This is a genomic window from Roseobacter sp. TSBP12 (genome assembly GCF_009129705.1).
GTDB classification, from domain to species: Bacteria; Pseudomonadota; Alphaproteobacteria; order Rhodobacterales; family Rhodobacteraceae; genus Celeribacter; species Celeribacter baekdonensis_A.
Genome location: NZ_PYIB01000001.1, coordinates 76,976 through 103,954 on the forward strand (window position 1 = coordinate 76,976; position 26,979 = coordinate 103,954).

General features: G+C 57.9%; 26 protein-coding genes and 1 tRNA gene. 13 read left to right on the forward strand and 14 right to left on the reverse strand.

What is annotated here, in order from left to right; translation table 11 throughout:
• Window positions 1-139 precede the first annotated feature (139 nt).
• Entirely contained in the window at window positions 140-985 is an 846-nt protein-coding gene (locus tag C8029_RS00355) for a MurR/RpiR family transcriptional regulator (protein ID WP_009573472.1), read from the reverse strand.
• Between the two features lie 232 nt (window positions 986-1,217).
• Between C8029_RS00355 and C8029_RS22860 the strand changes: the two genes are divergently transcribed.
• Window positions 1,218-1,640 (forward strand): HD domain-containing protein, encoded by a 423-nt coding sequence (locus tag C8029_RS22860; protein WP_009573471.1) that lies wholly within the window; start codon window positions 1,218-1,220, stop codon window positions 1,638-1,640.
• Between the two features lie 110 nt (window positions 1,641-1,750).
• Here C8029_RS22860 and C8029_RS00365 read toward each other — a convergent pair whose 3' ends face one another.
• From C8029_RS00365 to pdxH, 6 genes are all read right to left on the reverse strand, one after another.
• Window positions 1,751-2,011 (reverse strand): hypothetical protein, encoded by a 261-nt coding sequence (locus C8029_RS00365; protein ID WP_009573470.1) that lies wholly within the window; start codon window positions 2,009-2,011, stop codon window positions 1,751-1,753.
• Between the two features lie 134 nt (window positions 2,012-2,145).
• A complete protein-coding gene (locus tag C8029_RS00370) occupies window positions 2,146-5,835 on the reverse strand; it encodes a vitamin B12-dependent ribonucleotide reductase (protein ID WP_009573469.1) in 3,690 nt (1,229 codons plus the stop codon).
• Window positions 5,836-6,862: 1,027 nt separating this feature from the next.
• Window positions 6,863-6,939 (reverse strand) — tRNA-Pro (locus tag C8029_RS00375).
• Between the two features lie 82 nt (window positions 6,940-7,021).
• A complete protein-coding gene (locus tag C8029_RS00380) occupies window positions 7,022-7,480 on the reverse strand; it encodes a DUF192 domain-containing protein (RefSeq protein ID WP_009573468.1) in 459 nt (152 codons plus the stop codon).
• A gap of 43 nt (window positions 7,481-7,523) precedes the next feature.
• Window positions 7,524-8,075 (reverse strand): cold-shock protein, encoded by a 552-nt coding sequence (locus tag C8029_RS00385; RefSeq protein ID WP_009573467.1) that lies wholly within the window; start codon window positions 8,073-8,075, stop codon window positions 7,524-7,526.
• 170 nt (window positions 8,076-8,245) lie between these two features.
• Window positions 8,246-8,851 (reverse strand): pyridoxamine 5'-phosphate oxidase, encoded by a 606-nt coding sequence (pdxH, locus tag C8029_RS00390; RefSeq protein WP_009573466.1) that lies wholly within the window; start codon window positions 8,849-8,851, stop codon window positions 8,246-8,248.
• Between the two features lie 191 nt (window positions 8,852-9,042).
• On the opposite strand from pdxH, the gene fabI reads away from it, so the two are divergent.
• Both fabI and gpt read left to right on the forward strand, forming a co-directional pair.
• The gene (gene fabI / locus C8029_RS00395; protein ID WP_009573465.1) at window positions 9,043-9,846 is read left to right on the forward strand and encodes an enoyl-ACP reductase FabI; all 804 of its coding nucleotides are present in this window, start codon (window positions 9,043-9,045) and stop codon (window positions 9,844-9,846) included.
• A 210-nt stretch (window positions 9,847-10,056) separates the two neighbouring features.
• Window positions 10,057-10,560 carry a xanthine phosphoribosyltransferase gene (gpt, locus tag C8029_RS00400; RefSeq protein WP_009573464.1) on the forward strand — a complete coding sequence of 168 codons (504 nt, stop codon included), beginning with the start codon at window positions 10,057-10,059 and terminating at the stop codon, window positions 10,558-10,560.
• A gap of 29 nt (window positions 10,561-10,589) precedes the next feature.
• On the opposite strand, the gene C8029_RS00405 is transcribed toward gpt, so the two are convergent.
• Window positions 10,590-10,877 (reverse strand): hypothetical protein, encoded by a 288-nt coding sequence (locus C8029_RS00405; protein WP_009573463.1) that lies wholly within the window; start codon window positions 10,875-10,877, stop codon window positions 10,590-10,592.
• Between the two features lie 332 nt (window positions 10,878-11,209).
• Here C8029_RS00405 and C8029_RS00410 point away from each other — a divergent pair, with 332 nt between their 5' ends.
• The 3 genes from C8029_RS00410 to trpE all read left to right on the forward strand — a co-directional run bounded on the left by C8029_RS00410 (window position 11,210) and on the right by trpE (window position 15,920).
• A complete protein-coding gene (locus C8029_RS00410) occupies window positions 11,210-12,400 on the forward strand; it encodes an aminotransferase (protein ID WP_152002003.1) in 1,191 nt (396 codons plus the stop codon).
• Between the two features lie 88 nt (window positions 12,401-12,488).
• On the forward strand, window positions 12,489-14,354 hold the full coding sequence (locus C8029_RS00415) for a SurA N-terminal domain-containing protein (RefSeq protein WP_152002004.1): 1,866 nt from the start codon (window positions 12,489-12,491) through the stop codon (window positions 14,352-14,354).
• A 51-nt stretch (window positions 14,355-14,405) separates the two neighbouring features.
• Window positions 14,406-15,920 carry an anthranilate synthase component I gene (gene trpE, locus C8029_RS00420; RefSeq protein WP_009573460.1) on the forward strand — a complete coding sequence of 505 codons (1,515 nt, stop codon included), beginning with the start codon at window positions 14,406-14,408 and terminating at the stop codon, window positions 15,918-15,920.
• A 76-nt stretch (window positions 15,921-15,996) separates the two neighbouring features.
• On the opposite strand, the gene C8029_RS00425 is transcribed toward trpE, so the two are convergent.
• Window positions 15,997-16,458: an Lrp/AsnC family transcriptional regulator gene (locus C8029_RS00425; RefSeq protein WP_009573459.1), complete on the reverse strand. Its 462-nt coding sequence runs from the start codon at window positions 16,456-16,458 to the stop codon at window positions 15,997-15,999.
• A 173-nt stretch (window positions 16,459-16,631) separates the two neighbouring features.
• Here C8029_RS00425 and C8029_RS00430 point away from each other — a divergent pair, with 173 nt between their 5' ends.
• The 5 genes from C8029_RS00430 (at window position 16,632) to C8029_RS00450 (ending at window position 20,720) form a co-directional block, all read left to right on the forward strand.
• On the forward strand, window positions 16,632-16,943 hold the full coding sequence (locus C8029_RS00430) for a DUF2849 domain-containing protein (RefSeq protein ID WP_152002005.1): 312 nt from the start codon (window positions 16,632-16,634) through the stop codon (window positions 16,941-16,943).
• Window positions 16,936-18,606, forward strand: a complete 1,671-nt coding sequence (locus tag C8029_RS00435) for a nitrite/sulfite reductase (RefSeq protein ID WP_152002006.1) — start codon at window positions 16,936-16,938, stop codon at window positions 18,604-18,606. Before C8029_RS00430 ends, C8029_RS00435 begins: the two co-directional genes overlap by 8 nt.
• A complete protein-coding gene (locus C8029_RS00440) occupies window positions 18,596-19,363 on the forward strand; it encodes a phosphoadenylyl-sulfate reductase (RefSeq protein WP_152002007.1) in 768 nt (255 codons plus the stop codon). The genes C8029_RS00435 and C8029_RS00440 overlap by 11 nt, the downstream gene beginning before the upstream one ends.
• Window positions 19,360-19,734, forward strand: a complete 375-nt coding sequence (locus C8029_RS00445) for a DUF934 domain-containing protein (protein ID WP_009573455.1) — start codon at window positions 19,360-19,362, stop codon at window positions 19,732-19,734. Before C8029_RS00440 ends, C8029_RS00445 begins: the two co-directional genes overlap by 4 nt.
• Window positions 19,735-19,826: 92 nt before the next feature.
• A complete protein-coding gene (locus C8029_RS00450; protein WP_226946194.1) occupies window positions 19,827-20,720 on the forward strand; it encodes a ferredoxin--NADP reductase in 894 nt (297 codons plus the stop codon).
• 141 nt (window positions 20,721-20,861) lie between these two features.
• Here the strand turns inward: C8029_RS00450 and C8029_RS00455 are convergent, their stop codons facing one another.
• Window positions 20,862-21,605 carry a translation initiation factor 3 gene (locus C8029_RS00455; RefSeq protein WP_152002008.1) on the reverse strand — a complete coding sequence of 248 codons (744 nt, stop codon included), beginning with the start codon at window positions 21,603-21,605 and terminating at the stop codon, window positions 20,862-20,864.
• A 268-nt stretch (window positions 21,606-21,873) separates the two neighbouring features.
• On the opposite strand from C8029_RS00455, the gene infC reads away from it, so the two are divergent.
• Both infC and C8029_RS00465 read left to right on the forward strand, forming a co-directional pair.
• The gene (gene infC, locus C8029_RS00460; protein ID WP_226946198.1) at window positions 21,874-22,368 is read left to right on the forward strand and encodes a translation initiation factor IF-3; all 495 of its coding nucleotides are present in this window, start codon (window positions 21,874-21,876) and stop codon (window positions 22,366-22,368) included.
• Window positions 22,369-22,446: 78 nt separating this feature from the next.
• Window positions 22,447-23,055: an SAM-dependent methyltransferase gene (locus C8029_RS00465; protein ID WP_152002009.1), complete on the forward strand. Its 609-nt coding sequence runs from the start codon at window positions 22,447-22,449 to the stop codon at window positions 23,053-23,055.
• Here C8029_RS00465 and C8029_RS22190 read toward each other — a convergent pair.
• The 4 genes from C8029_RS22190 to C8029_RS00480 all read right to left on the reverse strand — a co-directional run bounded on the left by C8029_RS22190 (window position 23,052) and on the right by C8029_RS00480 (window position 26,907).
• On the reverse strand, window positions 23,052-23,945 hold the full coding sequence (locus C8029_RS22190; RefSeq protein ID WP_226946195.1) for an aspartate-alanine antiporter-like transporter: 894 nt from the start codon (window positions 23,943-23,945) through the stop codon (window positions 23,052-23,054). The genes C8029_RS00465 and C8029_RS22190 overlap by 4 nt on opposite strands.
• On the reverse strand, window positions 23,912-24,733 hold the full coding sequence (locus C8029_RS22195) for an aspartate-alanine antiporter-like transporter (RefSeq protein ID WP_226946196.1): 822 nt from the start codon (window positions 24,731-24,733) through the stop codon (window positions 23,912-23,914). The genes C8029_RS22190 and C8029_RS22195 overlap by 34 nt, the downstream gene beginning before the upstream one ends.
• 210 nt (window positions 24,734-24,943) lie before the next feature.
• Complete coding sequence (locus C8029_RS00475) at window positions 24,944-25,915, reverse strand: molybdopterin-binding domain-containing protein (RefSeq protein WP_040402855.1); 972 nt, start codon at window positions 25,913-25,915, stop codon at window positions 24,944-24,946.
• Window positions 25,912-26,907, reverse strand: a complete 996-nt coding sequence (locus C8029_RS00480) for an XdhC family protein (RefSeq protein ID WP_009573448.1) — start codon at window positions 26,905-26,907, stop codon at window positions 25,912-25,914. The genes C8029_RS00475 and C8029_RS00480 overlap by 4 nt, the downstream gene beginning before the upstream one ends.
• Window positions 26,908-26,979 lie beyond the last annotated feature (72 nt).

The following is a 26,979-nucleotide window of genomic DNA, read 5'->3' on the forward strand; positions in this document are numbered from 1 at the left end:
CATCAACGTATTTTCTGAAAAAATTTGGTCAATAATTTTCTTACGCAAAGATTATGAAAATTATTTTTCAACCCAGCACAGCAGGAAACACCCCGCTTGGCGCATGAAATTTGGGCGAAACGCTTAGAGGATGGGCGCTTTAAAGCTCGTTGAGCGAATCGTGGAGGGCTTCGATGTAGGACAGGCGCTTGCGGGCCGGTGTGCCTGCGCGCTCGATCACACGAGTCGCCAAGAGATGGCACAGCCCAATGACGCTCACATGATTGAACAACTGCCCCGGCGCCGCGATCCGGCAGCGCAGATGCCATGTGACCCCGGAATGCGGGGGCATTTTGTCATCTGTAATATAAAGCAGTTTCGCTCCGGACTTGCGAATGTGTTCGAGGATCAGGTCATTGTCGCGAATGCGCCGGGGCAGCGCGAAAAACAGAACGCAGTCCTCTTCGGTGAAACTCGCGATTTCCTCGGCAAGCGTTTGGCCCGGTTGTGGTAACAAGCGGCTGCTGTCGACGACCTGCAACATTTGCCAATGCAAATAGCTGGCGAAAGCCTGACTGCTCCGAAACCCGAAAAGAGCGACGCGACGCGCGGCCAGAATAGCATCTGCGATCTCATCTATCTCTGTACTGGACATGGTCTTGCCCGTGTCCGTCAAATTTCGCGCTCCTTGAGCGAAATGTAGATCGACCAGGTCAGAAGCTGTATCCTCTTTCGTTCCAGAAAGATAAATCGCAGCCCCGGTGCTCTGCTCGTTCCGCACATGATGGCGCGCATCTTCATAACTCGTGTAACCGAGCCTTTGAACAAAACGGGACACAGTTGCGTTCGACACATTCGCCAGCTTTGCCAACTCTGACGCATTATAGCTCGCCAGTTCCCCGGGAAAATTCAGGAGGAATTCTGCGAGGCGGCGTTCCGTCGGCGGCATTCGAGAAAGATTTTCCCGCACCGCTCCAAGAAAAGATGATTTGCCCGTTTCATTCATATGGAGATTGAAAATCTTTTTCCACTTAGATGCAATCAGATTTCCGGACTTCTCAGATTGGCCTTAAACTGATCTGAAAAATTCCTGCACTTCACCATTCTCGTATCCCCTTGAAGGTTCAGGTGGCACCCCAACTCACTCTCCGATTTCCTGATACAATTTCAAAATCCTTGCGATTGTTAATGCCAACTGTTTAGCTAACAGTTGAACAATTTGAGATAAAATTTATAAAATGCATCCGTGGGGAAAAACCGACCTTCCACTTGAAGCGTTTCATCATCTTGCACACCATAGTGCGGATGTCGCGGCCACTGTCATGGCGCTGCTCGATCTTCCCACATTCAGAACCAAAGCGAATCGCGCAACTGCGCAGGCCTTGACGCAGGAGCAGATCTCCTGCCTCGGCGCGCTCGCCTTTCTGCACGACATCGGAAAACTCGCCCCGGCGTTTCAGATCAAATCGCTCTCCCCTCCTCCGCCACGCAAGGCCCGCGATCACCTCCGCTGTGGCTGGAAATGGTTGATGCAAGACGATGATCCGTCCCGGATCCTTGACGGAAACGCGCCTTGTCCGTCTATCTATACACGTGTCCGGCGTGATTTCTATCAACCACACTGTCCAAAAGAAAAATGGGGGACCAATTGGCCCCCCTGAGGTTCGCTGATCAGGCTCACTATTGATACCGCCCGGTAGATTATTTGCCTGCGGCCTGACCCGCGTCGGGAGCGAACGCATCCGCTCCAGAAAACTGTTATCCACGTCCCTTAATGCAGCACCCGCCCTTCGGAGCTGTTGACAGAAAACGTTGCGCGACACCCACCGTGCCCATCGGACCGATAGTCCTGCACCGAATAGGTGACCCTGAGAGATGGCATGCTGAGCACGGACACTTTATGCGAACGGTCAAAAGCATCCGCCAAAGCGCCCAATACGTTTTGCTCAAACTCCGCTTCGATCGTATTTCCGCGCATACGCACGTGATCTGCCGCGCAGAGATGTCCCGCGATATCGAAAACAAAGCTCATTTCATCTCCAAGTCAAAGCAAGGCATTGATACTTTTGACACTTTCATAAACTCAGCCCGCATTCAGTTTTCGACGTATTTCGAAATTTCGTAAGAAATTTTGAAATCTGACAATATCCATCTGTCTCATGCCCCTCAGCTACAGCCCGACGTGCCGCCGCAGGTGTTGCATTTCATGCAGGTGCCGTTGCGCACCAGGGTGTAGTTGCCGCATTCGCCACAGGGATCGCCCTCGTAGCCCTGCATTTTCGCCTTGGTGCGCGCGTCCATCGACACCGAGCCAGAAGACAGCGCCGTCTCCACCTTGACAGAGGTTTGTTTGACCTCAGACACCAGCGTTTGCAGAGCGACATCGGCGTCAATCGAGCTGTCAAGCGCCACAACCCCGCTTTGCATCCCGCCCTGAAGCACGATCAATTCCTGCGGCATCCGTTTGCGCAGATAGCCGGTCGAAGAGATTTGTTTCAGCACTTCGATGGATTTGGCAGAGGCGGCCTCAGACGGCTTTTGCACATTGGCCACGCCCTCTTCTTCGCCGCGCCCCAGATCGTCAAAGGCATGACCCGCCGGTTTCACATGGGCCAAATCGGTACGGTCCAGATAGGACACGGCCAATTCGCGGAAGATGTAATCCAGGATCGACGTGGCGTTTTTGATCGAGTCATTGCCCTGCACCATGCCCGAGGGCTCGAATTTGGTGAAGGTGAAGGCATCGACAAACTCTTCGAGCGGCACACCGTATTGCAGACCGACCGAGATTGCGATGGCGAAATTGTTCATCATCGCCCGGAAGCCAGCACCCTCTTTGTGCATGTCGATGAAAATCTCACCCAGGGTGCCATCCTCATATTCGCCAGTGCGCAAATAGACCTTGTGCCCGCCGACGACCGATTTCTGGGTGTAGCCTTTGCGACGGCTGGGAAGTTTTTCACGGCCCCGCGCCACTTCTTTGATGATCACCTTTTCAACGATCTTCTCGGCCAGAACGGCGGCTTTTTCCTGCGGCGTGCCAGTGGCGAGGATTTCCTCGGCCTCGTCATCATCGTCGATCAAAGCGCTCGCCAGAGGCTGCGACAGTTTCGAGCCATCGCGGTAAAGCGCATTGGCTTTCACCCCCAAAGACCAGGACAGCTCATAGGAGGCCAGGCAATCCTCGATGGTGGCGTCGTTCGGCATGTTGATGGTTTTGGAAATCGCGCCGGAGATAAACGACTGTGCCGCGGCCATCATGGTGATATGGCTGTTGACCGACAGATAACGCTTGCCCTTTTTGCCACAGGCATTGGCGCAATCGAACACCGAATAGTGCTCTTCTTTGAGGAAAGGCGCGCCTTCGAGCGTCATCGTGCCGCAAACGTGATCATTGGCGGCGTCGATGTCGGCCTTGGTAAAGCCCAGGGAACGCAGCAAATCAAAGGACGGATCGTTGAGCTTGGCCTTCGGAATGCCCAAAGTGCCGGTGCAGAAATCTTCGCCCAGCGTCCATTGGTTGAACACAAAGCGAATGTCGAAAGCGGAGGGCAGCGCGGCTTCGATTTTCTCGATCTGAGCCGCGCCAAAGCCGTGGCCGATCAGCGCGGTGTGGTTGATCCCCGGCGCATTGCCGATGGACCCATGGCCGACCGCATAGGAGATAATCTCTTCGATCTCGTTTGAGGGGTAGCCGAGTTTTTCCAATGCTGCAGGCACCGAGCGATTGATGATTTTGAAATAGCCGCCGCCCGCGAGTTTCTTGAATTTCACCAGCGCGAAATCCGGCTCGATCCCGGTGGTGTCGCAATCCATCACCAAACCGATGGTGCCGGTCGGCGCGATCACGGAAACCTGTGCATTGCGAAAGCCGTTTTTCTCGCCAAGGCTCAGCGCCTCATCCCATGCGGTTTTGGCCAGTTCGACCAAATGCGCATCCGGGCAATGGGCATGATCCAATGCCACCGGTTTGACCTCAAGGGCTTCGTAGCCGGTGGATTTGCCATAGGCGGCGGTGCGGTGGTTGCGAATGACGCGCAGCATGTGGTCGCGGTTGGCCTCATAGCGCGAGAACGCGCCCAATTCGCCGGCGATTTCGGCGGATGTGGCATAGGACACGCCAGTCATGATCGCGGTCAAAGCGCCCGCCAATGCCCGGCCCTCGTCCGAGTCATAACCAAAGCCCATGTTCATCAACAACCCGCCGATGTTGGCATAGCCAAGACCCAGCGTGCGGAAGTCATAGGAGCGCTGCGCGATTTCTTTTGACGGGAACTGCGCCATCATCACCGAAATCTCAAGCGTCAGCGTCCAGATCCGAGTCGCATGCATATAGGCTTCGGCGTCAAAACGACCGTCTTTGAGGAAGGTCAGAAGGTTCATCGAGGCCAAGTTACACGCCGTGTCATCGAGGAACATATATTCGGAACAGGGGTTCGAGCCGCGGATTTGACCGTCTTCCGGGCAGGTGTGCCAGGCGTTGATCGTGTCGTGGAACTGAATGCCCGGATCGGCACAGGCCCATGCGGCGTGACCGACGTCTTGCCACAGATCGCGAGCGTTGACGGTCTTGGCGACCTTGCCATCGGTGCGGCGCAACAGCTCCCATTCGGCGTCGTCTTTGACGGCCTTGAGGAACGCATCGGTGACGCGCACGGAGTTGTTGGAGTTTTGGCCCGACACAGAGGCGTAGGCCTCGGAGTCCCAATCGGTGTCATAGGTCGGGAATTCGATCGAGGCATAACCCTGTTTCGCGTAATCCAACACCCGCTTGACGTAGGTTTCCGGGATGCAGACCTGTTTGGCGGATTTGATCGCCGCTTTCAGGGCTGCGTTTATGGACGGATCGAACGCGTCGTCCTCTTTGCCATCCCATGTGCCAATGGCGTCAAAAATCTGGTTCAACTGACGTTCGTGCATCTTGGAGCCTGCGACGATGGACGCCACTTTTTGCTCTTCGATCACCTTCCAGTTGATGAATTCTTCGATATCCGGGTGATCCATGTCACAGATCACCATTTTCGCGGCACGGCGCGTGGTGCCGCCCGATTTGATCGCACCGGCGGCCCGGTCACCGATTTTGAGGAACCCCATCAAGCCGGAGGATTTGCCACCGCCCGACAGCGCTTCGTTGGCGGCGCGCAGGGACGAGAAATTGGTGCCCGTGCCGGAGCCGTATTTGAACAGCCGCGCCTCGCGGACCCAAAGGTCCATGATGCCGCCATCAGACACCAAATCGTCTTTCACCGATTGGATGAAACAGGCATGGGGCTGCGGGTGCTCATAGGCGGAACTCGAACGGGTCAGCTCCCCGGATTTGTAATCGACATAATAGTGCCCCTGCCCCGGACCGTCGATGCCGTAAGCCCAATGCAGACCGGTGTTGAACCACTGCGGGCTGTTCGGCGCGCCCATTTGCGCCGCCAAGGTAAAGCGCATGTCATCGTAATAGGCGCGGGCGTCGTCCTCAGAGGTGAAATAACCACCCTTCCAGCCCCAATAGGCCCAAGCCCCCGCCAGACGGTCGAACACTTGTTTTGCCGAGGTCTCGCCGCCAAAGCGCGCGTCCTCAGGCAGTTTCGCCAACGCCTCTTCGTCGGGAACGGAGCGCCACAAAAACGACGGAACGCCCTTTTCACGGACTTTTTTCAACGCGGCCGGGACACCGGCCTTGCGGAAATATTTTTGAGCGATGACATCGGATGCCACCTGCGACCACCGCGCCGGGATTTCACAATCATCAAGTTTAAACACCACGGTGCCGTCCGGATTGCGAATCTCGGAGGTGGTGGTGGTGAATTCCAACTCCGCATATGCGTCTTGGCCTACTTTGGTGAATTTACGTTCGATTTTCATCTTATGCCCGCCTCATTTTATCAGGCCTCAACCTGATTCAGCCCGTCAAAGCCCGTTGCTTTTCAGATCCGCGGTGGCTTCGAACACAGATTCAAATCCGCCGCATGTCTCAACTCATCGCCCGCCGCATGCCCATCTACATCTTGTGTTTAAGCCAGTGAGCGACATCGCGACCGCAGAGCAAAATTCTCCTCACTCCGAAGCCGCGCATCGCGTTCGGTCTGTCAGGTGAGTCTCTCATGTCTTCGGTCTGGTCTTGGTGGTCGATCAAACGAAATAATCCGCAATTCCCTACCTAAAACGCCGGTTTCAGATCGGTTCCCCGGCGGTCACTCGTTGGATCTCTTCCCCGCGACTCTTGTCCCTCACCGCCTGACAACAACTAAATGTAGTGTTCCGTCAACCAGCTCACACAATGTGCAGCGTGTTTGCCCCTCAGGTCAATGTCATTTTAAGGCTTCGTAAACCAAAAAATCGGTTGACGAAAATTGCCCACAGGCGGGCGCGATTCGAATATTCCGGCGTTAATAAATTTTCCTTTGTTTCCCATAGGTTTCGCCAAATACGTTAACCAATTGCGCGAGCAATTGTGGATAAGTGACCGGTGCAAAAAAAATAGTCAGGCGCACTCAGCCTGAGCAATTTCCCCAAACGGTCGGCACACAACATATTGTGCTCACCCGACCTCTTCGCAGGCGCAGAAAGAGGTCATTCATGAGAATTTCAAGGGAAATATACAGCTTTAACGGGTCACTTCCCATCTCAAATCATCGTTAGGTTGAAACTTCGCCGCCAGACAGCATTCGAATCAAATTTCTCGGCACATCATGCAAAGGTGGAGAGATCGACCACAACCGTTGCAGAGGCGCGGCGCATGAACAAAGGGCGCCTAAAGCATCATGCTTTCCAGTCTCAGATTAAAGGCGTGACGCTTTAACGAAAAAGGAGCGCAGATGCGCCCCAAACTCTCACCAAAACCGTTCATGCCGCAATAGCGCCGCAATGAGCGATGTCTCTCTGAGAAAAATGGTCGGGGCGAGAAGATTCGAACTTCCGACCCCCTGTACCCAAAACAGGTGCGCTACCAGGCTGCGCCACGCCCCGACCGTGCTGCGGTTCCTACCCTGCTCTGCGCCCGATGAAAAGACGTTTTCTGCGCAAAGTGAAACCTTTATTCATTCCGCACTCAGTCACAGGGATCTGCGGCCTCTGGCCCAAAGGCCGGATGACGCAAAACATCCCCCACCGAGATCCCCATCGCGCCAGCCAGCCCGCCATTGATCTCAAGCACAGCAAAGACCGCGTTTCCACCTGAGATCGGTGTGCGATCCAACGGCACGGCGCGCTCATGCACCTTTGTGATCACGCCCCGACGATCAACAAAGATCATATCCAGAGGGATCAGCGTATTGGCCATCCAAAACGCCACGGGACCCGATGTGTCATACACAAAGAGCATGCCGTGAGACTGCGCCATCTCAGGCCGGTTCATCAAGCCCAGCGCACGCTCGCCAGCATCATCGGCCAGCTCGACGCTAAAGCGCGCCGAAACCGAGGGACCGGATAAAACCACCTCATCCATACGACAGGCCTGAGAGGAAGAAGCAGGTGTCGCCTGCGCCTGTGCCGCACCCGAAAGCGCCATCACACAAAGGCACACCGCAACCTTAGATAAGGTCGCACATTGATTAGGAATCACTGTCCAATGTCTCTGCATGCGCCTCTTCCACTGCATGATCCCAGGCCGTCACATGCGCCGCCATGCGGCCCCGCCGCCCCTCGATCACCCGAAGGCCAATGGCCTCACCGGGCATCAGATCGGCAAGACCGGAGCGGCGCAGCACCTCGATATGCACGAACACATCTTCGGGGCGACCAAACACATTGGCAAAGCCAAAGCCCTTGCCCTTATCGAACCACTTCACCCGCGCCGGTTCCAACGGCAGATCAAGTCCGCCCCCGTCCACCTGTTCGAGATCTTCAAGCATCGGGCCATCGGACTGAACCGGGGGTTCAATCCCCAAAACCTCAATCGCCTGAACCCCACGATCGGTTTCTTGCACCGACAAGCGGATCAAGGCGGCATCTGCAACTGAACTTTGGCCGAAATTGCGCAATACATTTGCGTGCAACAAAATATCAGGGCCACCTTCGTCGGAGACCACAAAACCAAAACCACGCGTTGGATCGAACCATTTGACATGGCCCGATACAACCTTTTCCAAGCCTGTATCGTTCATATTTCCACACTCAAAAGGGGCGGCGCCTACGCACCAACCCGCAATTAGCGGGGCTTTCGCCCCTCATCCCTGCGGCAGACCCTGCGTCAAAGAAGACAAAGGTTCAAGACCTGCTTGACCTGTCTTTTTGATCAATTGCATGATTGCCGTTAGGTCAACCCGCCGTCTTATCAGGGATTTAGACGCTCAATCGTCCAAGCCTCCGTCACAGTCGCACGGGTCCATTTAAATCGGTCGTGAAGGCGAAACTCGCCATCGGCCCAAAACTCGATTTCAAGCGGGGTGATCCGGTAACCGCCCCAAAATGGGGGACGTTTCGGATTTGGCCCGTGTTTCAGCCCCGCTTTGGCCACCGCTTCCATCAGCGCCGTTTTGGACGCCAGAGGCCGCGACTGTTTTGACGCCCAAGCCCCGATCCGCGACCCCAAGGCCCGCGATGAATAATAGGCGTCAGAGGCGGCGTCACTTTCGCGTGTCACCAGGCCGCGCACACGAACTTGTCGACGCAAACTTTTCCAATGCATGACAAAAGCGGCCTTGCCAGAACTCTCGATTTCCTGGCCCTTGGCGCTTTCATAATTGGTGAAAAACACGAACGCATCATCCGCGATATCTTTGAGCAACACCATGCGCGCATTCGGCAACCCATCGGAATCGACCGTGGCCAAGGCGATGGCATTGGGGTCATTGACCTCTGTTGCCTCAGCCGATTTGAGCCATTGGCGGGCAATCTCGAACGGATCGTCCCCTGCAAAAATACCTTTACGCGACACCATGGCTCACCTCCTGTTTGCCTCGTGGATAGCCCTTTGTGAGCGGCACAACAAGGCGCACCAAAACATACCCTGAATCATCTTGGGCAGATTTTGACGCCGCGTCACGAATTTACTCCCCCCAGACTTGCTAGGTTTGCGCAAAAGCCCTAAAGCACTTTCCAACATGAATTCTATACAGGTGAGGGCCAAATATGACCAAACTGATGGATGGAAAGCGGGGCCTGATCATGGGGCTTGCCAATGACAAGTCGATCGCCTGGGGCATCGCACAAGCCTTGGCGGACCATGGCGCCGAGCTGTGCTTTTCCTATCAAGGCGAACAGTTGAAAAAGCGAGTCGACCCGCTGGCTGAACGGTTGGGCTCGGATTTCGTCGTCGAATGCGATGTTTCGGACGAAGCCTCGGTTGATGCGTTGTTTGCCGCCATCGAGGCGAAATGGGGCAAGATGGATTTCATCGTCCACGCCATTGGCTTTTCCGACAAAGCCGAATTGCGCGGCCGCTACGTCGACACCACCCGCGCCAATTTCAACCTGACCATGGACATTTCCGTCTATTCCTTCACCGCCGTGGCCCAACGCGCCGCGAAACTGATGGTGGATGGCGGGTCGATGTTGACCATGACCTATTACGGCGCCGAGCGCGTGATGCCGCATTACAATGTCATGGGTGTGGCCAAGGCCGCGCTTGAGGCCTCCGTGCGCTATCTGGCCGAAGATTTGGGCAAAGACGGCATCCGGGTCAATTCGATCTCCGCCGGGCCGATCAAAACGCTGGCCGCCTCGGGCATTGGCGATTTCCGCTACATTATGAAGTGGAACGAATACAATTCGCCGCTGCGCCGCAATGTGACCATTGATGATGTCGGCGGCTCCGCGCTTTACCTCTTGTCGGACCTGTCTTCGGGCGTCACCGGCGAAACCCACCACGTTGATGCCGGCTATCATGTGGTTGGGATGAAGGCGGTGGACGCGCCGGACATCACCAAAGGCTAAACCGCCGACATAAAGACAAATGGTAAAACGAGGGCTTCGGCCTCCGTTTCGCATTGCACCCGGGTATATGACGACAGGATTCCCCGATCTTTTTCGCAGTTTTTTAAGAAACCCCGCTGTAAGAGATTGTGGTGGCGCGATTTTCGCGGCAAAAAAGGCGCCAACTTGAACACGACCCCATCAACACCGTCCTCATCAAAGGATTTTGAAATGTCCGATCGCTTGCCGCATGAAAAAGGGTTTCACATCAGCTGGGACCAGATCCATCGCGACAGCCGGGCGCTGGCGTGGCGGTTGGATGGCAAGGGGCCGGACGATGGTGCATGGCGTGCCGTTGTGGCAATCACCCGTGGCGGCATGGCTCCGGCGATGATCATCGCACGCGAATTGGACATTCGCACGGTCGACACGATCTCGGTCAAATCCTACGATCACCAAGACCAATCCGAAGCAGTGGTGTTGAAAGCCCCCGACAAGGATATCATGGGCGATGGCACCGGGATTTTGATCATCGACGATCTGGTGGACAGTGGCAAAACCCTAAAGCTGGTGCGCGAACTCTATCCGAACGCACAGTTCGCCACCGTTTACGCCAAACCCGCAGGGCGGCCACAGGTTGACACGTTCATCACCGAAGTGTCGCAAGACACCTGGATTTTCTTCCCATGGGATATGGCCCTGCAATATGTTCAGCCTTACCGCGGCCGAGACTAAGGCTTAGCCCAAACTCACGCGGGCCAAACTCACGCCGCGTAGGGTTGAGGGGAAAGCTGGCGCACCACGCGCTCCAGCTTTTCGATCTCATGCACAGCGAATGCCACGCTGTTGTCAAAGTCCATGCTGCGCAAGACCCCATCAATCGCGCCGCAGGCGGACCGGATCATATACCCCGCCAACCGCAGTTCGACCTCGTAGGACCGCTCGCGGATGTGATCCGTCATCGCCTCCGCCTGCACCGCTTCGCCTTCTTGGGCGGTCAAAAGCGCCGCCTTTAAATCCGCAATCAGCGCCTGATTTTTCATCTGCTCCATAGGGCAAACCTCACCTTTTCGACATTGACCTCATTCGGCCCTTGGCGTTGCCGCCTTATTCACATGCTTTTTCACATGGGGCTCTCTGCCTCCATTGAAACAATCAAAAGGGCGATTTGATTAATGGCGGATGAATCCCCCCTATTCTTTGCATCACGCCTTGGTGAAAGCCTTTTTTTTCAGCGCCTTGTCGCATTTGGGGTCATAAAGATAACACGCCATGCCCGCGCCCCGATCACGCTCACTCAGCTGTGAGCGTTTCTGCAATTGCAGTGCGTTTGGAACCTGCCTAGCTTTGACCTGCTCACAGCCCTCGCTCAGGAGACCCCGCGATGCCTCTACCCCTGCCCCTCGCCGCCCCAATGTCCCGCACCTTTCGTTCGCCGATCATTGCAGCCAAAGAGTGGGTCGAGGGCGTCAGCTTTCCCGCAGATCGCCCGCTGATCAACGTCTCGCAAGCCGCCCCCATCGCCGCCCCCCCGTTGGCGCTGCGCAAGGAGATCGCGAGGATGGCGGTTGAGGATATTGAGGCGCATATTTACGGGCCCGTGTTGGGCCTGCCGGCGCTGCGCTCCGAAATTGCCAACCAATGGTCCGCCGCCTATCACGCCAAAATCGAGGCTTCAGAGGTCGCCATCACCTCCGGCTGCAATCAGGCCTTCACCGCCGTCATGTCGACCATCGCGGCGCCGGGCGATGAGGTCATTCTGCCAACGCCATGGTATTTCAATCATAAAATGTGGTGCGATATGTCGGGGGTCCATGCCGTGCCCCTGGCCACAGGCGACGACCTTTTGCCGGATTTGGAGGCTGCTGCCCGGCTGATCACCCCGCGCACCCGCGCCATCGTGTTGATCACCCCCAACAATCCCGGCGGCGTCGAATACCCGGCCGAGTTGCTGACCAAATTCTACGCCCTCGCCCGCGAACATCGCATATCTTTGGTGCTCGATGAGACCTATCGCGATTTTGACAGCCGCTCAGAGGTGCCGCATCACCTGTTCCGCCAACCCGATTGGCACGACACTTTGGTGCATCTCTATTCTTTCTCCAAAGCCTTTCGCCTGACCGGCCACCGCGTTGGCGCGCTGATTGCCTCACCAGACCGCCTGACTCAGGTCGAAAAATACCTCGACACCGTCGCGATTTGCCCCAATCAAATCGGCCAGCGTGCAGCGCTTTGGGGCATGCAGAACCTCAGCCAATGGGTCGCGGGTGAACGCGCCGAGATTCTCGACCGCCGCGCCGCGATTTACGAAGGCTTCCCGACGCTTGCGGCGAAGGGCTGGAACCTCTTGGGATGTGGCGCCTTCTTCGCCTATGTCGAACACCCGTTTGCGATGCCCTCCTCTGAGCTTGCGCCTTGGCTGGTCAAACACGCGTCGATCCTGTTGCTGCCCGGTGCCAGCTTCATGCCCGAAGGCGACGCGCGCGCCGAACGCCAATTGCGCATCGCCTTTGCCAATATCGACCGTGACGGCATTCACGACCTTTTCACAAGACTGGCCCAAATTGCGCCCTAAATGACGGTAAATTTCATTGTGATCCGGCTTGCGAAGCCTGTCGCGAGCGCCTAGACACTTTGCCAACCTTTAAGGGAGAAAAAGGCATATGGCGCACGGCAAGGGCACCGGTAAGCAATCTGGCACGAAAATGGTGGTTTGGGGGATTTTGGGCCTCCTGATCATCGGCCTGGGTGGATTTGGCACCGCAAATTTCGGCGGCGGCGTCACCCGTGTGGCCCGTGTTGGCGATGAAGACATCACGCCCACCGCCTATGCCAATGCGCTGCAAAGCCAAATTCGCGCAATCGAAAGCCAGACCGGCCAAGACATCACTGTGCAGCAAGCCCTGTCTTTTGGTTTGTCGCAACAAGTGTTGGGCCAATTGTTGGATCAGGCCGCGCTTGACAATGAAACCGCGAAAATCGGCATTTCGGTCGGAGATGATGCGGTGCGCCGGGAGCTTTTGGCGATGGATGCGTTCAAAGGGTTTGACGGCACATTCAGCACCGAAACCTACAAAGACATGCTGGCGCGCAACAATCTCGATGGCAAAACCTTCGAGGCAGGCCTGCGCAAAGATGCGGCGCGCGCCATTCTCACCGGCGCTTTGGCCACTGGCATCACCATGCCGCCCTCCTATGGGCAGGTCGTGGTCGATTGGCTTGGCGAACGGCGCACCATTTCGGTCGCGACCCTCACAGTTGCTGACCTTGAGACCGGCACACCGATTGCCTCTGATGCCGACATCCAGGCCTGGTATGACGCCCACCCGGACGCCTATACCGCGCCCGAGGCCCGCAAAGTCACCTATGCGTGGTTGACGCCTGCGATGCTGACCGATGAGGTTGAGCTGGATGAAACCGCCCTGCGCAAGCTCTATAACGACAATATCGCCTCCTATGTCCAACCCGAACGCCGCCTTGTCGAGCGTCTGGTCTATGGCACGGAAGAGGATGCCAAAGCCGCGGCTGAACGCATCACTGCAGGTGAAACCTCCTTTGAGGATGAAGTCACCACCCGCGGCCTTGATTTGATCGACGTCGATATGGGCGATGTTTCCGCCGATGATCTGTCCTCGGCTGCCGCCACCCTTGTGTTTGCCCTTGAGGGCACCGGCGTTGTCGGCCCCGTGATGTCCGATCTGGGTCCGGCATTGTACCGGGTCAACGGCACATTGGCCGGGACCGAGATTTCCTTTGAAGAGGCGCGCGATGATTTGGCGGTGGAAATGGCCGCAGACGCGGCGGCGCGCCTGATTGCCGATCAGATCGAAACCTTTGACAATGATCTGGCCGGGGGCATGACGCTTGAAGATCTGGCCGAGGCCACGCAGATGGAGCTGGGCACGATGGATTGGACCCCCGAAAGCGAAGGCGGGATTGCCGCCTATACCGCCTTCAAAGACGCGGTTGCAACGCTGAGCCCCGACGACTACCCGGCGATCATGGAACTGGGCGATGGTGGCGTGTTTGCCATGCGTCTGGACGCGATTGTCCCCTCCGCTGTGCGTCCGCTCGACGAGGTCCGTGATCAGGTCTCTGCCGATTGGGAGCGCGATGCCATCTCGACGCTTTTGACCACCCGCGCCGAAGCGCTTGAAACCGATGTGGCGGCGGGCACCCCGATCACCGAACTGGGTCTGGAGTCCGAGAGCTTTGAAGCGATCACCCGTCAGGGCAACATCGCCTCCATGCCCACAGGCTTTATCGACGCAGTGTTTGCCCCCGGTCTGACACTTGGCGGCACCACCTTGATCCCCGGCCAAGGCCGTGTTGTCATTGCCAAAATCGACAAGGTCGATGCCCCCGCCAAAACCGACGAAAACAGTGCCATTGCCGATGGCTACATCACCTCCGCCGCCCAAGGCGCGGCGCAAGACGTGATTGCCGCCTTCTCCAATGCGCTGCGCCTGCGCGACGGCGTAACTGTCAATGAACCCGCCCTGACCGCAGTGCACAGCCAAATCCAATAAGCGCCGTTTGATCCTAAGACGGCGGGCAGACAGACGAGAAAGACGACAGACATGGCCACGCTTATCCCCGCCTTCTCCACCTTCGAGGCCGCCTATGACGCCGGGCTCAATCAGGTGGTGTACGCCAAAGTGGCCGCCGATCTCGACACGCCCGTGTCGATCATGCTCAAACTCGCGGGCGCGCGCACCGACAGTTTCATCCTTGAATCAGTCACCGGCGGCGAGGTGCGCGGGCGCTATTCCATCATCGGCTTGAAACCCGATCTGATCTGGAAATGCGATGGCACGACTGCCGCGCTCAACCGCAATGCGCGCTTCGACCCCGACAGCTACACCACGTCGGACCTCGATCCTCTGGCCTCGCTACGGGCGCTGATCGCGGAGAGCAAAATCGACATGCCCGCCGAATTGCCAGCTTCCGCAGCCGGTCTTTTCGGCTATCTCGGCTATGACATGATCCGTCTGGTCGAACATCTGCCCAATGTGAACCCCGACCCGATCGGCCTGCCCGATGCGGTGTTGATGCGCCCCTCTGTGGTGGCCGTGCTGGACGGGGTCAAAGGCGAGGTCACCGTGGTGTCGCCCGCTTGGGTCGGCACAGGCCAATCCGCCAAAGCCGCCTATGCGCAGGCCGCCGAACGGGTGATGGATGCGCTGCGCGATCTCGAACGCGCGCCGTCTGAGACCAGCCACGATCTGGGCGAAAGCTTTGCAGCCCCCGCTCCGGTGTCGAATTTCACCCATGAGGGCTACAAACAAGCCGTTGAAAAGGCGAAAGACTACATCACTGCCGGTGACATTTTTCAAGTCGTGCCCGCGCAGCGCTGGACCCAGGATTTCCCGCTGCCGCCCTTCTCGCTTTACCGTTCGTTGCGCCGCACCAACCCCTCGCCTTTCATGTTCTTTTTCAACTTCGGCGGCTTTCAAATCATCGGCGCCTCGCCCGAGATTCTGGTCCGCGTCTTTGACGGCGAGGTCACAATCCGACCGATCGCGGGCACCCGCAAACGCGGCGCGACACCCGAAGAAGACAAGGCGCTGGAGCTTGATTTGCTCTCGGATCAAAAAGAACTGGCCGAGCATTTGATGCTGCTGGATTTGGGGCGTAATGACACCGGCAAAGTGTCGAAAATCGGCACGGTGCGTCCGACCGAAGAGTTCATCATCGAACGCTATTCCCACGTCATGCACATTGTCTCCAACGTCGTGGGCGAGTTGCGCGAGGACGAAGATGCGCTCTCCGCCCTCTTGGCAGGCCTGCCCGCAGGCACCGTCTCCGGCGCGCCCAAAGTGCGCGCCATGGAGATCATCGACGAGTTGGAACCGGAAAAACGCGGCGTCTATGGCGGCGGCGTGGGATACTTTTCCGCAGGTGGCGACATGGACATGTGCATCGCGCTGCGCACGGCCGTCTTGAAGGACGAAAAGCTTTATATCCAAGCGGGCGGTGGCGTGGTCTACGACTCTGATCCCGAGGGCGAGTATCAGGAAACCGTCAACAAATCCAATGCCCTGCGCAAAGCGGCCGAGGATGCCGGGATGTTCACAAGCTCTGGCAATCGCTGAACGTCTTTACCGTGGCTTAAATACTCATACCGGGAACGTGTGAGTATTTGTCACTGCAATGAAAACTGCAATGACACTAGAGCGGCAGTTCGGTCGTCGATTTGATCTCTTCCATCGATAAGAGCGCCGTGACGTTGTAGATTGAGACCTCTTGGATCAGCGCCTGATAGAACTCATCATAGGCCTTGGCGTTTTTCACCCGGACCTTGAGGATGTAATCAATCTCCCCTGCCAAACGATGCGCCTCCAAGACTTCGGGGCGCCGTTTGAGCACCTGTAAAAACGTTTCCTGCCACCCGGCTTCATGGGCGTTGGTTTTGACCAGCACAAAGAAACAGGCCTCAAGCCCAAGACTCTCCGGATCAAGGATCACGGTCTGTTGACCGATGACGCCGCCTTCGCGCATTTTGCGGATGCGATTCCACACCGGCGTCTTCGACGAGCCGACTTTTCGGGCAATTTCGTCCAAAGATTGGCTGGCATCCTGTTGCAGTTCGCTCAGGATTTTCCGATCCATCGCGTCGAGTTGGACTGGCATTTCGGTTTTCCTCTCAATCTTGGAATGACGACCCGGCGCGGGTCTCATATTGGAACAAACATCCTTATTGACGTCGCACCATAGCATAAACTTAGGACAATGTTCTAAATATAGAGACAGAAATCGCAAGCCGAAACCAATGCCCTCGCCACCCGTCTCGCAAGGAATGTCCCATGTCGCGCCCGTTCACGCCCAAAGTCATCACCGCCAACGCACTCTTGCAAGGGGATGTGATTTACCTCTCTGAGAGCAGCACCTGGGTGCGCGACCTCCATGAGGCGGCATTGATCTTTGACGCTGCGCGTGCGGAGGCGCTTTTGGCCGTGGCGCAAAAGGACGGGATGGTCGTGGGGGCCTATCTGACGGATGCGGCAGAGGGCAAACATGGCCCGGAGCCGACCCATTTCCGCGAAGAGTTCCGCCGCACAGGCCCCTCGAACTACCCCCACGGCAAGCAAGAAACAGGAGCGCCGGCAAATGTATAAGTACAACGATTTTGACGAAAGCTTCGTGCGCAACCGTGTGGCGCAATTCTCCGCCCAGGTCGCCCGGCGGATTGACGGAAGCCTCTCTGAGGAGGAATTCCGCCCGCTGCGCTTGATGAACGGGCTCTACCTGCAACTTCACGCCTATATGCTGCGCGTGGCGATCCCCTACGGGACGTTGAACCCGGATCAAATGGATCAGCTCGCCCATATCGCGGAAAAATATGATCGCGGCTACGGACATTTCACCACGCGTCAAAACATCCAATACAACTGGCCGAAATTGCCCGATGTGCCTGCGATCCTTTCCGATCTCGCGGATGTTGAAATGCACGCGATCCAGACCTCCGGCAACACCATCCGCAATGTCACCGCCGATCATTTCGCCGGTGCAGCCGCCGATGAGGTCGCCGATCCGCGCCCTGTGGCGGAACTCATTCGCCAATGGTCGTCCGATCACCCGGAATTCCAATTCCTGCCACGCAAATTCAAAGTCGCGGTCACCGGGGCCGCGGCGGATCGCGCCGTGGTGCGCGCCCATGACATCGGGCTGGTGCTCAAACGTCAGGACGGCGTGTTGGGCGCGGAGATCATCGTCGGTGGCGGGCTTGGGCGTACGCCGATGGTCGGCAAGACCTTGAAAGAGTTTGTGACCTTTGACGATCTTCTGCCCTATTTGGAAGCGACCGTGTCGGTTTGGAATCTTTTGGGGCGGCGCGACAACAAATATAAAGCCCGGATTAAAATCACCGTGCATGAACACGGGATCGACGACATCCGCGCCCGCGTTGAAGACCGTTTTGCCGCGATCAAGCCGAGCTTTGGTGGGATCGACATGGAGATGCTGCGCGAGATTGAGGGGCATTTTTTGCCGCCGATCTTTGCCGACAAACCCGTCGATGCCTATACCCGCGCCTATGAGGCCGACCCGGTGTTCCGCGCCTGGGCCGACACCAATTTGGCGGCGCATAAAGCCGAAGGTTACGCCATCGTCACTGTCTCATTGAAAAAACCGGGCCAAACGCCGGGGGATGCCACAGCAGAGCAAATGCGCGCCTTGGCGCAGATTGCCCGTGATTACGCCCATGACGAGCTGCGCATTTCGCATGAGCAAAACGTCATCCTGCCGCATGTGCATAAATCCAATCTGCCCGCGCTGCACGCAGCCCTCAAAGCCTTTGATCTGGCCTCGGCCAATGTCGGGCTGGTCAGCGACATCATCGCCTGCCCCGGCATGGATTATTGCGCGCTGGCAACCGCCCGTTCAATCCCCGTCGCCCAAGGCATCGCGACCCGGTTTGAAGAGCTGAAACTCGAACATGACATCGGTGCGCTCAAAATCAAAATCTCCGGCTGCATCAACGCCTGTGGCCACCACCACGTCGGCCATATCGGCATCCTTGGGTTGGACCGCGCCGGTGTTGAAAACTATCAGATCACCCTGGGCGGCGACGGCACCGAAGACTTGGTGATCGGGGATCGCACGGGGCCGGGTTTTGCCTATGATGAAATCGTACCGGCGATTGAGCGCATTTTGCTGTGCTATCTCGATCTGCGCGATGGGCCTGAGGAAACCTTCCTTGCCGCCTACCGTCGTCTCGGGCTGGCCCCGTTCAAAGCAGCGCTCTATCCGGCCAAAGAGGAAAAAGCCAATGCCGCATGAGGCCACGCTTTTGAAACAGGAATTCGGCACGGTGGACACCCGTGTCGAGCGCCTGAACGCACGCTACAAACACCATTCGGCGACCTCGGTGTTGGAGCTGGCGCTGCGGGATCGTGAGCTGGGGCGGATCGCACTTGTGTCATCTTTTGGTGCCGAGTCGGTGGTGTTGTTACACATGATTTCGGTGATGAAACCGGACACGCCGGTGGTGTTCATCGACACGGAGATGTTGTTTCAGGAAACCATCGACTACCAACTCGACCTGATCGAGCGGCTCGATCTGCGCGATGTGCGGCGCATTCGGCCGTCGCGGGCCAAATTGGACGCCCATGATCCCGAAGGCCTCCTGCATCAAAGCGACAAGGACGCCTGCTGTGATCTGCGCAAAACTCAACCGCTGCAAGAGGCGTTGGGGGGATTTGACGCGTGGATCACTGGCCGCAAACGCTTTCAGGGCGCCACGCGCGCGAGCCTCGATTTCTTTGAAAACGAGTTGGACACGCGGATCAAAATCAATCCTCTGGCCTATTGGGCGCCAAGCGATTTGCAGGATTACATGATCAACAACCGCCTGCCGCGTCACCCCTTGGTGGCAAAAGGCTATCCTTCGATTGGCTGTGCGCCCTGCACATCACCAGTCAAAGAGGGCGAAGATCCGCGCGCCGGGCGCTGGCGCGATGAAGAGAAAACAGAATGCGGGATCCATTTCGTGGACGGAAAATTCGTGCGCGTGCCGCTTAAAGGAGATGCAGCATGACGCAACTCATCCAAGACAGCGGCTTTGTCGCCGAGGATTTCACCGGGGACTGGCTTGATCTGGCTTCCGACACAGCCCCTGAGACCCTCGCGCAATATGCCGGGGCGGAGGCGATCCGCATTGATTTTCCGAGCTTCTCAGATGGGCGCGGCTTTACGCTTGCCCGGCTGTTGCGGCTCAAAGGCTTTACCGGACGGTTGCGTGCAGCGGGCCATGTGATTGCCGATCAATACGCCATGGCACGGCGCGCGGGCTTTGACGAGGTGGCGATTTCCGACGATCTGGCCGCCCGCCAAGACGAGGCGCAATGGCTGGCCCGCGCCGATTGGCAGGCGGGCGATTACCAGTCGCGCTTGCGTGGGCGGGCGTAAAGGGCCAAAAGGGGGCTGAGTTTCGCCCCGTTCATCTGATGTGGATCAAAGAGACATCCGCGATATCCGTTAAGACGGTGCGAGAGACAGACATGACCGAGCAAATGCAAGTGGCAGACACAACAGTGACAGACACATCCGCGACCCATACCGCAGCGCCCCAAGCCGCGGCCGACGTAAAAACCAAAGCCGTTCCCACCCTGCCCGACGCCGCCAAGGTGACCGAGGTCAAACATTGGAACGACCGCCTGTTCTCCTTTAAGGTCGAGCGGCCTCAAACGCTGCGGTTCCGCTCCGGCGAATTCGTGATGATCGGGCTGATGAACGATCCCGACCCAAAGACTGGCAAACAAAAGCCGCTGCTGCGCGCCTATTCCATCGCCTCACCGTCTTGGGATGAGGAATTGGAATTCTATTCGATCAAGGTGCAAGACGGCCCGCTGACCTCGCGCTTACAACATATCCAGCCCGGCGATGAGATCATCCTGCGACCGAAACCCGTTGGCACCCTCGTTGTGGACGCGCTTTTGCCCGGAAAACGGTTGTGGATGTTCGCCACAGGCACCGGGATTGCGCCCTTTGCGTCCTTGATGCGCGAACCGGAAGTCTATGAAAAGTTTGAAGAAGTCATCTTGATGCACACTTGCCGTGAAGTGTCTGAGTTGGAATATGGTCGCCAGCTTGTCGAACATATCAAATCTGACGAAATCCTCTCCGAGATTGAAGACGGCAAGCTGCGCTACTACCCGACGACGACCCGCGAAGCGTTTCATCACATGGGCCGCGTCACCGACAATCTGGCCTCTGGCAAAGTGTTCGAAGACCTCGGCATCCCACCGCTCTGCCCGGAAAATGACCGTGGCATGGTCTGTGGCAACCTGGCGTTCAACAAAGACATCATGAAAATCCTTGATGGCTTTGGCCTGCGCGAAGGTGCCAATTCCGAGCCGAAGGAATATGTGGTCGAAAAGGCTTTTGTCGACTGATCCACGCCATAACGTTCCAAATGCAAAAGCCCGCCTCAGAGATGAGCGCGGGCTTTTTCATGGGCATGAACCCAGAAAGCGGACATTAAAAAGCCGCGCAAGGTCTCCCCTGCGCGGCCCTGTGATCAGATCACCTCTGGCTTACATGCCAAGCAGCGTGCGCGCTTTTTCCAAAATTGCGCCAAGCAATTCCGGGTTGTTTTGCGCCTGGGCCATCGCCGTGGTGATGGTGGCTTTGGCTGTTGCGTCAAGCGACGATTCGTTGACCAGAGCTTTGGCTTTTTCAAGATCGAAGCCCTCAACGGTCAGCGCCTCAGGGGTCGCCATGTCGTCGGTCGCGGTTTCAACAGCATCGCCAGCGGCCTCTGCTGTGTCTGCGGCGGATTCAACCGCGTCGGCGGCCGCCTCATTTGCCGTGTCAACGGCATCTGCGGCAGTGTCTGCGGCATCTGCGGCGGCCTCAGCGGCTTCGTCCGTGCCACCGGCAACCATATCTTTCGCGCCTTCAACAGCATCCGTTGCCATATCTTTGGCACCTTCTGCGGCTTCGATCGCCATGTCTTTTGCATTTTGAGCCGCATCCATCGCAGCGGTTGCGGCTTCGGAGGCTGCGTCTGCCGCGCCTTCGCCCGCTGCTTCGGCTGCGTCAGTGGCCGCATCAACGGCGTCCGTGGCCGCGTCGACAGCGGCATCAGCCGCATCGGACACCGCATCAGCCGCGTCAGAGGCGGCTTCGGTGGTTGCATCGGCTGCGTCAGAGACCTGTTCAACAACGGAGCTGGTGCTCTCGGTCGTGGTTTCTGCCGCTTTCTCTTCTTCTTTACAAGCTGCAAGAGACAGGGCCAAGCCAGTGATCAGCGCGCCGGTTACAAAACGATTGGTCATAGAGTAGTCCTCACCATTAACGGGGAATTATGGTTTCCCGGATAATGGGCGTATGACATGACACAGGTGCAAAGAAAAGGGGCCAGATCCCCGGTTTTTCCCCATGGGTGCCCCATGTCGCCTTCTGTGCAAGAAGACGCCGATATTGGCTTGAATATGGCAAGGTTTCGCCTTATTTTCACGCGACATGAATTGCAACGACTTATAGGAGCTTACCATAGCCCGCAGACCGCATAACGCCCCGCCGACCCGTGACACCGGACCTCGTATCAACGAACGCATCCGGTCGCCGGAAATCCGCCTGATCGGCGCTGAGGGTGAAAACGTTGGTGTCGTCACACCGTCCCGTGCACTTGAAATGGCGATCGAGGCTGGTCTTGACCTCGTGGAAATTTCGCCGAACGCGGAACCGCCGGTTTGTAAGATCATGGATTTCGGCAAGTTCAAATATGAACAGCAGAAACGTGAATCTGAAGCGCGCAAAAAGCAAAAGATCATCGAGATCAAGGAAGTCAAATTCCGTCCCGGCACCGATGTGCATGACTACGAAGTCAAAATGCGCAATGTCGTCAAGTTCCTTGAAAATGGCGACAAGGTCAAAGTGACGTTGCGCTTCCGGGGCCGCGAGATGGCGCACCAGGATTTGGGGCGTGTGCTTTTGGAACGCGTGGCAGAAGACACCAAAGCCATCGGCAAAATCGAAAGCATGCCAAAGCTTGAAGGTCGCCAAATGGTCATGATGATCGGCCCGCTGCCGAAGTGAGGCGTTGCGTCTGACGTGAATGATGAAGCCCCCGCTGTGAAAACATCGGGGGATTTTTTATGGAGATTGAGAAGTATCATGAGCTTTTGGGATCAGCGTTACGACCGACCGGATTATGTATTTGGCACCGAACCCGCCGCGTTTTTGCCGCGTCATCTGGCGGAGTTGCCCCAAAAGGCCCGCGTGCTCTGCGTCGCGGATGGCGAGGGCCGCAATTCGGTCTGGTTGGCCGAACAGGGTTTGGATGTCACGGCATTTGATCCCTCCGCGCCCGCTTTGGCCAAAGCGCGCGCTCTGGCCAAAGCGCGCGGGGTTGCGGTGGACTATCATCAAGCCGGGATCGAGGATTGGGATTGGGACCGCCCTTTTGATCTGATTGTGGCGATCTACATTCAATTCATCGGACCAGAAGCGCGCGCCGGGTTGTTTCAACAATTCGATCACGCCCTAGCCCCCGGTGGCCGGGTGATGATCCACGGCTATACGCCCAAACAGGTCGACTACGGCACGGGTGGCCCCGGCAAGGTGGAGAATATGTACACCGAGGCGATGTTGGCGACAGCTTTTGACGGCTATGACATCATTGAAAATCGTGCCTTTGAGATGCATGTGAATGAGGGCCATGGCCATGTCGGCCACTCCGCCCTCATTGATTTTATTGCGCAAAAACCAAAGGCTGCGGGTTAAAACGTCCCCGCGCCTGCCCCCGCCAAGATCAAGATCAGGATCTGCGGTGCCAAAATGCGCAGGAACATCACCAACGGGTAGACCGACACATAGGCCACTGACGCCGCCCCGGTTTTGCTCATCGACACGGCAAAGGCCAAGGCGGGCGGATCGGTCATCGACCCGGCCAAGACGCCACAGAGGCTGAGGTAATTGAACCTGCCAAAGACCCGCGCGATGACGCCAACGATCAGCAGCGGCAGGAGCGTGATGAGGATGCCATAGCCCATCCACACGATGCCGTCGCCATGCAACAGCGTGTCAAAGAACCGATCCCCCGCGACGATGCCGACCACGGCCAGAAACAACACGATGCCAAATTCGCGCAGCGCATGGTTGGCGGCGGGCGGCATGTACCATGTGAACGGTCCCCAATGGCCCAACCGCCCCAACACAATCGCCGCCATCAATGGCCCGCCCGCAAGCCCGAGTTTCAGCGGTGCCGACAGGCCCGGTACAGCAAGCGGGATGGACCCCAAAATCACCCCCAAAGCGATGCCGAAAAACAGCGCCGGGAATTGCACCTCTTGCAGCCGCGCATGTTCATTGCCCAGCTCCAAAGCCACCGCATCAATGTCGGGTTTGGACCCGACAACGGTGACAATATCGCCAAAGGCCAGCGAGGACGAGGCCTGCGCCGGAAGTTCGACGCCTGCGCGGTTGATCCGTGACACGGTCACGCCACGCGCTTCGACAAGGGCCAGTTCGCGCAAGGATTTGCCGAGGATTTTGTCCTTGGTCACGACGATGCGCGCCCAGGTCAGCTTGGTGCCCTTGGTGGTCAACGGCGTGTCGATCTCACGCCCCATGATCAGCTTCATCGCCGCCAATTTCTCGGCAGGGCCGACCATATGCAGCTGTCGCCCAGATGCAGCACGGTGTCGCGCGTCGGCACGATCAATTCACCGCCTGATTTCATCCGCGACGCGACAACCCCATGGTCAAACAGGTCAGGCACATCCCCCAGCCGGACACCGTCAAGGTTCTGATTGGTCACCTCAAGATTGAGCGCGGGCAAGGCCGCCTCACCACTTTTGGTTTCCAGCTTATAGGCCTCTTCTTCGCGTTCGATCGTGATGCCAAACAGGAAACGCACCGCAAACATCGAAATCAAAATTCCAATAATTCCAAAAGGATATGCCATCGCATAGCCCATACCGGCAAAGCCAACCTCAGAGGCGGGCAGGCCCAATTCGCCAAGCGCCTGTTGCGCCGCACCCAGGCCCGGCGTGTTGGTCACAGCCCCCGACATCACCCCCATCAGGACCGGAAGCGGCAGATCGGTGAGCGCATAAATCGCCAAGGTCACCGCCACCCCGCCTAAAACGATGCCAATGGCGGCAAGGTTAAAGCGCAGGCCGGATTTGGCGAAAGAGGCAAAAAAGCTTGGACCGACCTGAATGCCGATGGTGTAAACAAACAGGATCAGCCCCAATTCGCGCACGAAATGCATGACATCACTGTCAAAGGTGATCCCGGCTTTCGCGGCGAAATGACCGACCAGAATGCCAGAAAACAACACCCCACCGATGCCCAACCCGATCTTGCGGACCTGAAGTTTGCCAAAGAGCAAACCCAACGCCCCGGCCACGGCCAGAGCAAGGGTGGTGAGGGCGACATCTGAGAGCGGGAAGGTCATGTGCCTACTTTCTGGATCAAACGGTGTGGACGCGGCTTGGCCGTGACACTGCGCCGCGCAGGGTCACTTGTAAGTGATATGTATCAATTTTCTGCAAACGCATAACGGCCTTGTGCGCCGCGCCACGCCTGCGCTCTCAGTGGGTGTTTTTAAGGCGCATTCAACCGCGACCTGCCGTTTTCTGCGCTTTTATCTCTCCAGTTTTGCCCTTTAAACCTCTGGCGACAACAGTCCGCCAACCCCCATCTGCGCGATGTCATCATCGGTGATGCTCACGCCACACAGCAACCGATCCACCAGCCAATCCACCCCGGTCGGAGCAGACCCGCGCGCGCATTCCGGCAAGCCCAAGATCGGCACCGCCCCAAGCCCGCCCGCGAAAAACCGCGTGCCGGGGTCCAGGGGCAGACCAAAACGGGTGATCACCCCGCCCGCCCGGCGCACCGCCTCAGGGGCCACATCGCCGCGATCCATCGTCTCCACGGCCGTCAAGACAAACACAACCTCGCCACGCGCGCTCAACAACGCCTCAGCCAGCGCCTCTTCTCGGTGCGGCACCACCAAGGTTTCGACCAAGCGCACGCCCAATCGATCCAATCGCGCCCGCAAAAAAGCCTCGCCTTTGGCTGTCCCCCCATCGCCACCAATCACGGTTTGAATGAGGCTCGCGGTTTCGGCCAAGACCGCGCGCACCCGGATCGTGTCATGCGCGTCCTCAATCACCCTTGAGAGCGCAGAGCGTTTGACGCCGTAGGGAATGACCCGAACCGTGGCCACGACATCGCCTTTGGCAACCCGGTGAAACTGCGGGCGGGTGGCGATGGCCATCCCCTCATCGACCCGGTTCATCCGGGTGAGTCCGGCGGTATCAAGTCCGACAACCCCGGCGCAGGTCGCCGTAATATGCGCTGCCCCCGCCATGACCCGCCCGACGTCCAGATTGGCATCGCTGGGCACGGGCACCATCGCCGCGCTGATCCGGCGCGCTGCCTCGTCTTGCGCCACGTCATGCGGGTCTAGCTCCGCCACGCGGACCTCGCCCACTCCGGCCATGACCAGTGCCGCAATCTCTGACGGGCCAAGCGTGCACCCCGCCTCCAATCGTCCCCCTGCCTTAAACGCCACAGAGTGGGTCAAAATCGTGCCCTTGGCCTCGCGCACCGGGCGGCGTCCATACATCATGGCCGCCTCATCACCTGGATCACCTGCGCGAGGATCGAGACGGCGATTTCGGCCGGGCTTTGGGCGCGGATATCAAGGCCGACAGGGGCATGCAGACGGGCGATCTGATCGGAACTCAGCCCCGCTTCCTGCAACCGCGCCACGCGTTTGGCATGGGTCCGGGTCGATCCCAAAGCGCCGATATAAAACGCGTCCGAGCGCAGAGCGGTGATCAGCGCCGGATCATCGAGTTTGGCATCATGGGTGAGCGTGATCACCCCGGTGCGCCCATCCAGCCCATGCGCCAAAAGCGCGGCGTCCGGCCAATCGTCCCCGATGATTTCGCCCGGAAAGCGGGTGTCGCTGGCAAAGGCGCCGCGCGGGTCAATCAATGTCACGTTAAACCCCGCCAGCCGTGCCATCGGCAAAAACGCCTGTGCGATATGCACTGCGCCAATCACGAGCAAACGCGCCGGCGGCATGTGGACCGACACAAACCGCTGCCCGTCCGCCTCGATGCCCGATCGGTCGGCCGCGAAGCGGTCGGGGAAGGCCGAAGGGCCAACAAGATCATGTGTGCCGTGCACCAGATCGGTGACAACGCCAGTGGGCCTGCGTGCCGCGCGTGCTGTGATCACCTCAGCCAAAATCTCCACGGGGAACACCGCGCCTACGGGTTCAAGCAACACCCGGATCGTCCCACCGCAGGCCAATCCAACGGCAAAGGCCGTATCGTCACTGACACCAAACTCAAGGATTTTAAAAGCGGGCGCTTCGAGCAACTCCAAGGCCTCGGTCACCACCGCCCCTTCGACACAACCGCCCGACACCGAGCCGATGATCTCACCTTTGCCCGAGACGACAAGTTGACTGCCAACCGGACGCGGCGCACTGCCCCAGGTGTCAATCACCGTGACCAAAACTGCGCCAACCCCGCCCCGGTGCCACGAAAGCGCCCACTCACCGACCGCGTCAAAGGCGGGATCTGCGGCGACGGCGGGATCAAAGGGCATGCTCAAACCTGGCTCCTCAGCGCGGTGGTAAAAAACGCGGCGGTAAAAACGGGGATCACAGAGACGACTCTA